10 protein-coding genes are annotated in these 13,084 nt (G+C 41.3%); 4 read left to right on the top strand and 6 right to left on the bottom strand.

Features of this window, described 5'->3' with window-relative positions:
* Positions 1–4: 4 nt before the first annotated feature.
* The gene (ablB, locus tag PSPO_RS15760; RefSeq protein ID WP_010558197.1) at positions 5–844 is read right to left on the bottom strand and encodes a putative beta-lysine N-acetyltransferase; all 840 of its coding nucleotides are present in this window, start codon (positions 842–844) and stop codon (positions 5–7) included.
* A gap of 354 nt (positions 845–1,198) precedes the next feature.
* Positions 1,199–2,125: an AEC family transporter gene (locus tag PSPO_RS15755; protein ID WP_010558198.1), complete on the bottom strand. Its 927-nt coding sequence runs from the start codon at positions 2,123–2,125 to the stop codon at positions 1,199–1,201.
* 148 nt (positions 2,126–2,273) lie between these two features.
* Here PSPO_RS15755 and PSPO_RS15750 point away from each other — a divergent pair, with 148 nt between their 5' ends.
* The gene (locus tag PSPO_RS15750) at positions 2,274–2,495 is read left to right on the top strand and encodes a hypothetical protein (RefSeq protein ID WP_096035302.1); all 222 of its coding nucleotides are present in this window, start codon (positions 2,274–2,276) and stop codon (positions 2,493–2,495) included.
* Between the two features lie 10 nt (positions 2,496–2,505).
* Here the strand turns inward: PSPO_RS15750 and PSPO_RS15745 are convergent, their stop codons facing one another.
* From PSPO_RS15745 to nosR, 3 genes are all read right to left on the bottom strand, one after another.
* The gene (locus PSPO_RS15745) at positions 2,506–3,564 is read right to left on the bottom strand and encodes an efflux RND transporter periplasmic adaptor subunit (protein WP_010558200.1); all 1,059 of its coding nucleotides are present in this window, start codon (positions 3,562–3,564) and stop codon (positions 2,506–2,508) included.
* 2 nt (positions 3,565–3,566) lie between these two features.
* Positions 3,567–6,662 (bottom strand): efflux RND transporter permease subunit, encoded by a 3,096-nt coding sequence (locus PSPO_RS15740; RefSeq protein ID WP_010558201.1) that lies wholly within the window; start codon positions 6,660–6,662, stop codon positions 3,567–3,569.
* Between the two features lie 278 nt (positions 6,663–6,940).
* Complete coding sequence (gene nosR, locus PSPO_RS15735; protein WP_010558202.1) at positions 6,941–8,227, bottom strand: response regulator c-di-GMP phosphodiesterase, NosR family; 1,287 nt, start codon at positions 8,225–8,227, stop codon at positions 6,941–6,943.
* A 115-nt stretch (positions 8,228–8,342) separates the two neighbouring features.
* Between nosR and PSPO_RS15730 the strand changes: the two genes are divergently transcribed.
* From PSPO_RS15730 to PSPO_RS15720, 3 genes are all read left to right on the top strand, one after another.
* Positions 8,343–8,891 (top strand): heme NO-binding domain-containing protein, encoded by a 549-nt coding sequence (locus PSPO_RS15730; RefSeq protein ID WP_010558203.1) that lies wholly within the window; start codon positions 8,343–8,345, stop codon positions 8,889–8,891.
* Positions 8,881–10,389 carry a sensor histidine kinase gene (locus PSPO_RS15725; protein WP_010558204.1) on the top strand — a complete coding sequence of 503 codons (1,509 nt, stop codon included), beginning with the start codon at positions 8,881–8,883 and terminating at the stop codon, positions 10,387–10,389. Before PSPO_RS15730 ends, PSPO_RS15725 begins: the two co-directional genes overlap by 11 nt.
* A gap of 180 nt (positions 10,390–10,569) precedes the next feature.
* Complete coding sequence (locus tag PSPO_RS15720; protein ID WP_010558205.1) at positions 10,570–10,782, top strand: hypothetical protein; 213 nt, start codon at positions 10,570–10,572, stop codon at positions 10,780–10,782.
* Positions 10,783–11,040: 258 nt separating this feature from the next.
* Here the strand turns inward: PSPO_RS15720 and PSPO_RS15715 are convergent, their stop codons facing one another.
* Entirely contained in the window at positions 11,041–13,044 is a 2,004-nt protein-coding gene (locus PSPO_RS15715; RefSeq protein WP_010558206.1) for a PAS domain-containing hybrid sensor histidine kinase/response regulator, read from the bottom strand.
* Positions 13,045–13,084: the final 40 nt, after the last annotated feature.

The following is a 13,084-nucleotide window of genomic DNA, read 5'->3' as shown; positions in this document are numbered from 1 at the left end:
GATATCAAAGCTTTTGAGACCACACATTCATTGACACCAACTTGTTATTGACTAAGTTATTATTGATTAGTCTGCCGCCATATTCAAAGCCTAATCGCGCAAACACCTTATTTATGGCAAAAGACGACGCGCGGCAAACCGAATAAATAAACTGTACATCGTTATTTTTTAGGTATTTGCTCGCTTCAAAAATAAGCGCTGAGGCAATACCTTCATTGCGAAATTGGCTTAATACAACGGTATCGTAAAGTCTGGCATTTGGTGCATCTTTCTCATATTCAATACGCACACAGGCAACAATCGCATTCATGTATTCAACACAAAAATAGTCAACGCCGCTATCAATACTGTTTTTAATGTAGTTTTCATCACCGATTGGCGAGCCATAACTTGAAAATGCGAGTTGATAAAGTTTAGATAACGCTCGCACATCGCTTTGATTACACTTACGAAATAACACTGGCTGAGCAAACGAACCGGGCTCCCACGAATCAACATTTTGTACTTCGTTGATAATACCGTCGCTTAAATCCATGTGATCGCACGAAGCGCGCTCTTCATCAAAAAATCGAGAAATAAAAATAGCGTCTTGCAAACCGAAATAACCAGGCACAGTCGCCTCAATTTGGTATCCGCGTTTTAGAAATGGCAATACTTGTGCGTCTTTTACTTTGGCGATTATCTTGCTGTAACCGCCTTCTTTAGCAAAGCTTTCTACTTCATTGTGAAAGGTGTTTGGCACTTCAATTGTTGCATCGGTAATGTAAACACGGTCATTTAATTTTCCGAAACGGATAGTGTTACCTGTTAGAGTGGTTTCACTATCAAATTGCGTCGCTTGCATGATTTATATCCTTGCTGTTAATTCGTATAAAAATATTATTCAATCTGTGCGTTATTAAAATTTAATCTAAAAGGCACTGTATATTTAGAGTTGATAGCAATATAAATATCGTTTCATAGACGGGGCTGATTCAATAAAGTCAAGTTATTAGAACGATTAATTGTTCTACACAAAACAAACCACTTCAAAAATAATTAGAATTCTAATTAATATAACATTAGTTAGAGCACTAATCAATTAACTGAGCATTTGTCAAACAGCAGATTGCAGCCACGCACGATAAGGCGCATGCCAAATCGTGGTTTAGTAAAGATAAAATGAGTAGAAATGTAAAAGCGGGAGTGTAGTTGGCAGCTAACTAAACAAGTGGGTTTGCAAGACATAAATCCATAGCGGAATAGTTACAACACTCATTAATGTGCTGAGTACCACGGTTCCTGCAACTAAGCTTTGCCCACTGTTTTGCTGACAAGCGACGATATATGCATTTACGCCAGTTGGGCATGCTGTTAGCACAACCAAAATTAACGTTATTTCATCACTCAGCTGAAAACCCAAGCGCGCTACTAACAACACCACCAAAGGTAATAAAATCAGTTTAATAATTGTGGCACTGATAATTTGTTGGTAATTACCAGCCAAGCGGTATTGATACAGATTGGCACCCAAAATAAATAGCGCAAGCGCTAACGCCCCTTGGGTAATTAAATGTAAGGTACTTGCGATAAAACCAGGCACATCAACACCCAGCATATTCACCATTAACCCACTGTAGATCCCGACTAATAATGGATTTTTTAGCAACCCCTCACAAAAGCGCCTAAATTGAAACGAATTACCCGTCGCAAAACTCGAAAAAATACTGGTCGCGCCAAATAAAACAGCACTATGAAAACTGATGATTAAAAACACCAGCGCCGCAACGGACGGCGACAACACACTGATTAACACTGGCAAGCCAACAATAATGGTATTTGAATACGTACTGCCTAGCGCAAATACAGCGCTACCAGTAGACTGCATCTTGAAAAGTCGCGGTGCAAGCAAAGTCGTTATTATAAAGGTCGATATAACAACGGCATAAAACGTTAAAAACACTGAATACGAAACAATCCCCGATAAATCGGCTTGCGCGATATTAATAAATAGAAATAAAGGAAACAGCAAACTAAAGGTAATTTTACTGAGATCACCAATGGTTTGGGTAGACACATAATGGCTGCGAAGCGCAACATAACCAAGCAAGGCCACTATGACTAACGGAAAAAGAGATGAAAACATGGATTTAGTCATGCGATAAAAAGTGCCGAGACTGTAATCAATTAAGTGCAAAACAGCAACCGTTTGGCGCGCCTTAGCTGTACAAATTTTACACAAACAACAGGGCAAACTATAGTTAAAGTATGCAGGATTTTTGCAGGAGTTCGTTATGTTTGAACGCAGACATCACACACCCAGCTTTAATGAGCACATGAGTTTACTGAGTGATGAACAACGGATCGCGATGTATGATCTCTATAACTTTGGCTATGATTTGGCGTTTGTACGTACTACAGCGCAAGGCAAACTTGCGGTACTAACCCAAGGCGAAAGCTTTGCAACAATTGACCAATTTGGCGATGCAAGTAACTTGGTCGCGCGCTTTTTCTAAACTAATTCTTCTAACGTACTGCAAATAAATGTTCAGATGGTTTAACACGTACTTTTGCACCTTCTTTTAGCATTTCACTACCGCGTATTGCCACTTTTTCACCTAGCGCAAGTTCACCTTTCACTTCAATAAAGTCATTGAAACCGCTGCCGGGGACTACCGTCACTTGTTTTACGGTTAAGTCATCGGTTACTACATTCACGTATACTTTGTCTTGGCGTAAAATTAACGCATCGCGATGAACCGTTAACGCATTATGCTTAGCGCTACTTGCAAGGCTCACTCTTACCGCACTGCCAATAGGTAAAGATTGCTCAGTTAACGACGCGCGTACTTCCATAGTGCGGCTTAATTCGTCCCCTACAGGTACCAAAGCACGTAGTGTTGAACTAAAACGCATATCTTTATTGGCAATTAACACACTATCACCCACTTTATTAAATTGCGTATGGGATAGCGGTGCATTTGCACGTACTTCCAAGTTATCTAAACTCACTAACCGTACAGCGGGTGAGTTTGTTTGGCTAAATTCTCCCACTTGCTTGTAGCGCTCAACAATGGTGCCATCAAAGGGTGCGATTAACTTTGTTTTATCAAGTTGCAACACAATGCGCTGTAAACTGATCTTTGCCTGTTCAAGCTCTTGCATTGCCATCATTAACTCCGCTTCTTTTGCTTCGAGGGCATCTAACGATGCGTTTTTTCCTAATTTTTCAATACGCGTAAGTTGGCGTTCAAGCAAGCTAACACGCGTGCTAAAGCTTTTTATGCTGGCACTGGCTTGCTGTTTTTCTAGCTGTAAAAACGCATCGTCCAGCAGTAAAATCGTGTCGCCTTTTTTAAAGCGCTCACCAACTTCTGCAATGCGCTTTACAACGCCCGAAACTTCAGTGGTTAAGCGCGAATCAAAACGACTCACCACAGTACCTGGCACCCACATTTGTTCAGCGATTTCTGCTTGCTCTACATCACTTAGAGCAACCAAAGGATCTGGGCGTTCATTGGCTGTTGCAAAACAACTAAGTAATGTCAGCACAGCACATACAATTGTCGAAATAACGTATCTCATAACTAATTCCCTTCCAGTTGCGTTTGAGTAGAAGTAACAGGGGTTGGTTGAACACTTTTACGCGTTGAAAATTGTTTTAGTAATGCCGGGAGCAGTACCAAAGTAAATAAGGTTGAAAACACCATGCCACCAACAATTACCGCTGCAAGACCGCGATAAATAATACTGCCTTCACCTGGCATAATAAGTAGCGGCAACATGCCAAAAATACTGGTTAATGTACTCATAAAAATAGGGCGTAAGCGCAGTTTAAGTGCCTGTTCGACAGCCATTTCGCGGCTTAACCCTTCGCGCTCACCTTGGCGAGTTTGGTCGACTAATAAAATCGCATTATTTACAACCAATCCAAGTAAAATAATAAAGCCAATCATGGTTAACAAATCGAGCGGCTGAAATTGAACAAGGTTCATTAACTGCAATGCCACAACACCGCCAACGGTTGCCAGTGGTATGGATAGCGTTACCATTAAGCTGTCTTTTAACGATTTAAAAAGACCGGCCATCAGAATAAAAAGTAGCCCTAGCGCCAAAATAAAATTTTGCCCCATAGTTTTAATCGATTGCTTTAAGCTGTCGGCACTGCCGCCATAATTAATCGAACCATCGGCAGGCATAAGCGCCTGAATTTGTGGTTCAATCTCAGTTTCAATGATAGCCATTGCTTGCTGTAACGACATACCCTCAGGTGGGTTCACATTAACTGTAATAGTTCTACGACGGTCAATTCGCTGAATACGTGATGGACCAACCGTTCGCGTTACATCAACTAACTCACCTAACTGCACTACAGTGCCGCTTGGCGTAGTAATCGGCATTGCCGACAATTCTTCAGGGTTTTGCCATCCTTCAGCTTTAAAAATCATATCAAGACGTTTATTACCATCGAAATATTCGCCAACATATAGGCCTGTGCCCATTGCTCGGGTAAGTTGTGCTAAATCACGGCGATTAAAGCCAACTTCCATCATGCGGCGGTCATTTGGCAATAAGCGTAGTTCTGGCTCTGCATCTTGGGTGCCGGGGTTAATATTAATGTTACTGTCTTCAAAACGTGCTTGTAAGATTTCACGTGTTTTATCGGCCACATCAGCCATAGCGCGCGTGTCGCGGCTTTGTAAATGAATTTGAATGCTGCGGCCTGAGCCTAGGCCGCCAAATAAATTACCTTGCTGCGAGAACACGCGGGTATCTGGTAAATCAACCAAAATTTCTTCACGCATTACGCGTTCAAGTTCTTTCACTTGTGATTGATCTTTAGCGCGCACGCCTAAGTTTGCGTTGCCAGGAAATGATAAAATATAGTAATTTTTAAGCGCTGGTTGTTTCGTGCCATCCATATAGGGCTGTAAACGCTCAACCAAAGGCTTAATATACTCGCGCTCAACAAATTCTTGGTTTGAGCCCGTTGGTAAACGCACAAATGCATCGACTGCGTCACGTTTTACGGGTGGTAAGTAGTCAAGCGGGGGTAACAACCACACAGTCAAGGCAACTGGTGCCGCCATCAAGGTGAAAATCACCGCAAGGCGTTTTTTACCTGAGTTAGTCAACACCGTAATTTTGCGCGTGATTGTTTGCCAAAGGCCCTCTAATCTATCTTCTTCAACTGTTTGGTTTAGCCACATTTTCGCAGCCACAGGTAAAATAGTCAGAGCCACCAGCAAGGAGATAAATACTGCAATGGCGATGGTCAGCGCTAAGTCCGCAAAAAATTGCCCTGCCACATCGCGTAAAAATATCACCGGAATAAAAATCGCAATGGTCGTGGCAGTAGAGGCCATTAACGCCCCCGACACCAACTGTGTGCCTTTCGCAGCTGCTTTATCAGCACGCAAGCCCTGGGTTTTCAGCCTAACAATATTTTCAAGCACCACAATTGCCGCATCAAGCACCATGCCTGTGGCAAATGCCAATCCAGCAAGTGAAATCACGTTAAGCGAACGGCCTGTGATATTCAACACAATAAAGGTGGTCATAATTGAAATAGGTATCGCCATTGCCACAATTAAGGTCGCGCGGCGCTGGCGTAAGAACCACCAAAGTACACCAACAGCAAGCAGGATCCCAAGTACTAAGTTGCTCGAGACAAGGTTAATTGCACGATAAATAAATACTGAGGCATCAAACGATTGGTGCATTGTCAGTTGTTGTGGTTCAAGCACTTGGCTGCGAATTTTGTCGACCTCAGCTTTAACACGCTCAAGCGTTGCTAACACATTGGCGCCACTTTCACGGTCTATGCGCACCGACATTGCCGGATTACCATTTTGCACCGCACTACCATTGTCTGAATCGCGAGTGACTTTGATCTCGGCAATATCACTAAGTTTAATTGGTTTGCCGTCACGCCATTCCAGTACCAAATTGCCGAGCTGAGTAGGGTCGAAACGACCAGCAAAGCGCAGCGTATAACGGCGGCGACCAATATCAGCGTACCCACCCGATGCATCATTTGCTGAACCTATTAAATTGCTTACCCGTGTTAAATTAATGCCAAGTTCTGCTGCGCGGTAAGCATCAAATTCGATTTGTAATTGCTCACGCGAGTTACCCGTTTGCAATTGAACGCGAGCAACCCCGGGAATACTCTCTAACCGAGGGCGAATGGTGTCATCAAAAAATGTTGCATATTCGCTGATCGGTTTTTCATTGCCCGGCAATGCTTGTAAGAAAAAATAGGTCAGTGCCGGTGCCCCACCATTAAAGCCACCGAGACTTATCACCGGTGGATTTACATCGCGTGGTAATGGCGGTACACGGTTCATACGGCTGATCACTTCGATCAGGGTTTTATCCATGTCGGTATCAAGCGTAAAAGTAAGATTAATAAACGATGACCCTGAATTTGCAAAGGTGCGTAAACTGGTGAGCCCTGGTAGCCCCTGCAGTACGTCTTCTTGAGGTTCTAAGATTTCTGATTCCATTTCGGCTGGTGACGCCTGTCGCCAGCTAGTGAAAATAGTAATTTGAGGTCGTTCAATATCTGGAAAGAGTTGAATAGGCAGTTTAGTAAAGCTCACTACCCCTAACACCAAGCACAGGGTTACAAAAATTGCCACCCCCGCCGGATTTTTTAAAGCCCGAGTTGTAATGTTCATTGCGTTCCCTATTTTATTTTTTCGCAAACAACGTGCTTGACTATAGTTAGAAATTAGTCGCAAGAAAGTGGGAAATAGTTTAACCCTCAAAGAAACAAGACGGGCTGCAAAATAGGCTTTTTAGGTAAGTAAGTGTGTTTTTGGTCACATTTTGACACACCAAGTTACTCAATTGTTAACCATAAGAAATTTAAATGTATCACATTAGGTAAACTAACAAGTAATTGCGATAAAGCGCTCTTTTAAGCGCTTTATCATCAACATATTTCGCAACAAGATCAGTGAACGAATACGTTAAAGATATAACGCCATTCTTTTTCGTAGGATTTTAACTTCTCGATAAGTGTTGGGGTAATTTCAGTGCCTTGTGTTAATACCACTGCACCTTGTTTATTAAGTAAGTCTTGGCTCAAATGCATGCCCGGTTCCAACATATTGACACCGAGGCATAGATCAATATTGTGCTGTTCGAGTAATGTATCACTGCTCAATAGTTTGATATACGCATTAACAATTTCGGGATCAAAGTACGTCTTACTTTCTTGTTTCAAGTAATCAATCGCTTGCTGTTGTGAAAGCTTTTGTTCACTAATTCGCCCAAGTACCAACTTATCAAACTCATTTACTATGGTTAGAATGCGCGACGCAATTGGAATATTAGTGCCAATTAAATGATCTGGCACACCGCTGCCATCAAAGCGCTCGTACTGATGCTTTACCGCCGTGCCAATCGCTTTTAAATGCGGTACCGTTTGTAATATTTCAGCACCTTTTACTGCATGGGTTTGTTTTTCTACCAGTTCTGCCCGAGATAATTCATTTTCAATACTTTTTGCTAACGTATCTGACAGCGAGACCTTACCAATCTCATGCATAAGCCCAGCAAGGTACACTTGCGTAACTTGGTTTTTCTCAAGTCCCATGGCTGCTGCGAGCGTACGACAATGGCTAGCAACTCGTTTTACGTGCCCTTCGCCGCCTCCGGTTGTGTCTTCAATGATCAAGTTGATCATTTCAATGACATCATAAAACAAGCTACGTTGACGATTGTTGGCTGATTTTAACTTATCGTTGAGTTTTGATAGTGACTGTGTGCGCGCTTGCACTTTGCTTTCAAGATCTTGGTTTTGCTTGCGAAGTAATTCGTTTTTAAGTTGCAACTCATTTTCCAAACGCATTACTGACTGCTTCAATTGAAACTGCTCAGATGCTTGTAATACCACATTTTTGAGCTCGTCGTTGCTCCATGGCTTACTCACGTAATTATTAATTTTGCCTTGGTTTATCGCCATCGCTGTAGAATCGATATCTGAATAACCGGTCAATAAGATGCGAGGGGTATCGGGGCAAACGTCAAACGCCTTAGAAAGCAGCTCAGCGCCACTCATTTTAGGCATTTTCATATCAGAAATAATCACGCTATAGGTAGATTCAGATAACTGTTGTGCTGCAGCTTCTGGATCACTAAATGACTCAACCTCAAAGTCTTTTCTGAATAGCCTTTTCAGTGCATTAAGCACTTCCATTTCATCATCGACGATCATTAATTTTAACTTATCTGTCATAGTAATCCTCGAACGAAGCCAATACGCTATTTACTCTAAAAACATTGCCTTAACTAAAAAGTGACACTATTTTTTAAATAGATCAACCTGATTATGTGTAAAAAAGGAAGCTGTTATGAAAGGCGCGATATTTAATGCATTACAAGAATTTGTTGAGCAAGGGCACGGATACCAAGTTTGGGACGACGCACTCAGTAATAACACTCTGCCCTCGCACGGCATTTACACGTCCACAAAACAATATGATGACAGCGAATTATTTACGATAGTAGGCTACTTATCTGAACGCTTAGAGGTGCCAATTCCTGACTTAGTGCGTGCTTTTGGCGTTTTCTTATTTCCATTATTAATGCCGCAAGCGCCACAAGAAGCGCAAAATGCGCCTTCGTTACGTGCATTTTTAATGATGGTGGACGAACTCATTCACGTTGAAGTTAAAAAGCTTTATAAAGACGCGCAACTACCCGATTTTAGTTACGACGACCATATTGATGACAAACTAACCATGATTTATCAATCACCACGCAAATTATGCTTTTTATCGGAAGGCTTAATTTTAGGCGCTGCACAACATTTTGGTGAAACCGTAAGCCTTTCTCAACCTGTATGTATGCATCAAGGTGGCGAACACTGCGAGATAGAAGTCGTTTTCAATGGAAAATAATGAAACACTTGCCAAATTGGCAGCGCTAGAACGTATTTTAGCCCGTGAGCGTTTAGCGCGAAAAGAAGCGGAAAAACAGCTAGAAGACTACACCCGCGAGCTCTACCAGCAGGAAGAGGCGGTTAACCAAACTCAACAAGAAGTGGCAACCCAACAAGGACAGCTTGAATTCCTAACGGGCTTATTAGCAGAAACATGGCGCCAACCTAGCTTAAATAAAATTGTCGCAAATTATCTCGAGCGCACCAATAACTTTATGACTAACGCCCATAATCTGTTTGTCGAAATACACGCAGATTTGTCGTATCACCAATTTCAGTACCACTGCCAGAGTACAAAACAGCAAGCCTCCTCATTGCCCGATTCTTATAAGCAAGTATTGCGTCAAATTAAGCGTGATGAACTGTATCAGCAAGTAACCAGTGAGTCCGAATCACAAATTTTTGAAATTGAAAGTATTAGTAATAGCCCCAGCGAGCGATTTAGCGATTGCGTTTTAGTGCCCTTGTACAACTTAGATTTACCCTCAGGTAAAGGTGTGGGTATTGCCATCTTATTGTATGAATCACAAGACGATATCAATATAGTTAAGCTGCAAACACTTGAATCATCGCGCAGTATGTTATCAGTTGCAATTGAACGTAAACGCGCAGAAGAAGCGCTACAAGAACGTCTTGTTGACCTTGAAACCAGTAATAAAATGCTGGAACAAACACAGCAACAACTTGTGCAACAAGAAAAATTGGCATCACTTGGTCAGCTTGCGGCGGGTGTAGCACACGAGATTAATAACCCTGTTGGCTTTGTATTAAGTAACCTAGATACAATGCGTGAGTACTTTTCTGATTTTGCTGAAATTATGGCGCCACTTAACGCAGACAACATATCTGAACAGGAAAAAATTGTTGCGATGCAAGCCAAGTGGCAGTCATTAGATGGAGATTTCTTGTTTGATGACAGCCATGAAATATTAACATCCTCAGTGCAAGGACTTGAGCGAGTTAAAGACATAGTGTCAGATCTTAGCACCTTCTCACGCATGGATAACGACGAGCTTGATAGTATCGACCTAAATGTAGTGATTGAGAAATCATTGAACGTAGTCAGTAACGAGTTCAAATATCATCATGAAGTAATAAAACATCTACTACCTGAAGCGAATATTCTTGGCAATGCCGGTAAATTGCAGCAAGTGTTTATTAACTTATTTGTTAACGCAAAACACGCCATGCCAAATGGCGGGGCACTGACTATTAGCTGTGAGAGAGACCGTAATAAAATTATTGTACGGGTTAAAGATCAGGGGCATGGTATTGAAAAAGAGCATATCGCCGATATTTTTACGCCATTTTTTACTACCAAAGCGCCCGGTGAAGGAACTGGTTTGGGCCTCGCTATTTCCTATGGCATTTTGCAGCAGCACAACGCCAAAGTAAAAGTACATAGTGAAGTTGGCGTGGGTACTGAATTTGAAATTGCGTTTTATGAATCGATATGACATTAATGTTTATATCACACGCTAACTAGTACGGCTTATTTTAAGCCAAACCACTTCGCATTTTGCAATGCAATTTTTATGAACTACTCGGACGTTATTAATTTCCTAATAAATTTCAATATATTAAATTTGGTTCGCATCTTGCTGTCATTTAAGTGAGCAAGCATTTGGAGAAACTTTATGCGAAACAGAAACCAACCATTTTCAATTGACCAAAAGCTGCAAGCGATGAGACCTTACATTGACCTAGAGTTGTTTAACCGCTCAATTGATTATCGCCGCAAAGTAATTTTTAGCTTTAAAGAGCAAGAACGCGCTCTGCAACAACTTAAAGACGAATTTGCTGAGCCAAGCGTACGTGAGGATTATGATTGTATTCTTGGGTACAACTAATGCTGGCAACTTGACTCGGTTGGGTCCCTTCTTTTAAACCATCCAACCGAGCTTACAACTAACCTGAATTCGGGTTGAAAAGTTAACTAACCATCTGAAATATATTAACTATATTGCTTCACACCTTCTAGCTTGATAGTTTTTATAGTAACACGGTAAATGTGTACGTTAGCGGCGAGCCCTTGATAAACAACTTTAACGCTTTAATAAGTACAAGTAGCTATTAAAACGTAATTTATTATCCCAATATCAGGTTAACTAGGAGAACAAGGCTTTTATCTTCTCATCGAGCAATCTACTATTGAGTGGTTTAGTGAGCACATCTAGCATACCAGCGTTTAAACACTTAGTTTTATCAGCAAGTCCTGCATTTGCTGTCAGTGCAATGATAGGCGGCGCTACCTCGCCAAGTTCAGCGCGAATTGTACGCGCAGCGGTAACGCCATCCATAACTGGCATTACCATATCCATTAGAACTAAATCAAAACGCTTCTTTTTCACTTCTGCAACTGCAACTTCACCATTATCAGCAAGTACAACCGAGTGATTTCGTTTTTCCAAAATAGCTTTAATTATAAACTGGTTTGCGGGGTTATCTTCAGCAACCAAAATGCGATAACTAGGAATGCTATCTTTAACTTTAGTGTCCTTAGCATGTCCGTCAGTCGTTATTAATGGTGTTAATGGAATAGTGACAACAAACTCGGTGCCGACACCAATGTCGCTGATGCATTCAATTTTACCTTCCATTAATTCCAATAAACGTTTAGTGATACTGAGGCCTAGTCCAACACCTTGTTGCCTGCCAACTTGTTTATCATGCAATTGTGAAAATGGCTCAAATAGGGTCTGAATATGTGCTTCATCAATACCTACACCAGTATCTTTAATTGTTATAAACAATTCTGTATCACTGCGGTTTATCAATAAGCTTACTTCGCCCTCTAAAGTAAACTTGAACGCATTACCGAGTAAGTTCAATAACACCTGTGATAAGCGCACACCGTCGATATTTATCTGCTCTGGCACGCCACTGCCTAAAATCGCGTTAAAATGAATGCCCCTTTTAACTGCCTGAGTTTCATACTGCTGCACTAAATTTTTAACCAGTTTATGCAAATTAATATTACTATTTTCAAGTGCCAAGGTACCAGATTCAATTTTCGCAAAGTCTAACGTGTCGCTTATCACACCTTGTAATAACTTGGCGCTATCGCGCATAAAATCAATTAACTCAAGCTGTTTTTCATTGGGCTGAGTGTCTTCTAACAACTCTAAAATACCTAAAATAGCATTCATGGGTGTACGAATTTCATGAGACATCACAGCTAAAAAATGCGATTTTGCTTTATTGGCACTTTCGGCTTTTTCTTTTGCAAGTTTTAAATCGTATTCACGCTGCTTGGCAAAACTAATGTCTTTTGCAATGCCTAAATATCCTGCAAAGCTGTTGTCTGGGTTAAACTTCGCCTTGCCGCTAATTGATATCCAAACACGATGCCCCTGATTATCAATCGCTTCAAACTCAAATTCATGGATTTCACTGTGCTGCCTTACAAGGTGCAGAAAATGCTCCCACTTTTTAAATTGCGCGCTTTCACTGTCACTACGAATGTTTATTGGGCTTTTGTGTAAAAAGTGTGAAAAGTTAGTCGGTTTTTTTTGTTCCACGAACGACAAATAAGTAAAACACATACTTTCATCTGTTTCCCAAAACCAATCTGATGCAAGCTCTGCGTAGGCTTGAAAGCGTTGCTGGCTTTGCGTTAACGCATATGTACGGTCTAGTAACATTTGTGACATTTGATGCTGCTGATCAAGTTGTAAAAATGCTTGACGAAACAAAGTATCGACCGCACTCAACGCACACTCGATTTGCCCATTATCAACGTCGCCCTTAACAAACAAAACAAAAACGCCTTTTCGTTCTGCAAAGTTATTAGCCACAAAAATAACGGTTTCGTGGCAGTGGCTAGGTAATATCCAATCACCCGGAAGCTGACAAATATTAGCGGCGTAAATGTTACGCTCGAATACCGTGTTAACAAAAGAAGAGTCAAGCAAGCACACGCCGCTTAATGGTTCAAATGTGCTGGTTAACGCGCATAACTCGTTTGCATCTTGGGTAAGCACCAAAATATCACCAATTTCAGCAATTGGCCTTAAACCTAGTTGTAGTTTCAATAATAGTTCAGCCGCGTTTTTACTACTTAATAGGTCGTTAACCACTCGCAGTATGGCGCTCGCATTTAGTCTTTCCATGACACCTCTTTAAAACAAATGAATTTGCTTAGTGTTATTC

The organism is Pseudoalteromonas spongiae UST010723-006 (assembly GCF_000238255.3).
Classification (GTDB): Bacteria; Pseudomonadota; Gammaproteobacteria; order Enterobacterales; family Alteromonadaceae; genus Pseudoalteromonas; species Pseudoalteromonas spongiae.
This window is presented reverse-complemented; position numbering and strand designations above follow the sequence as displayed.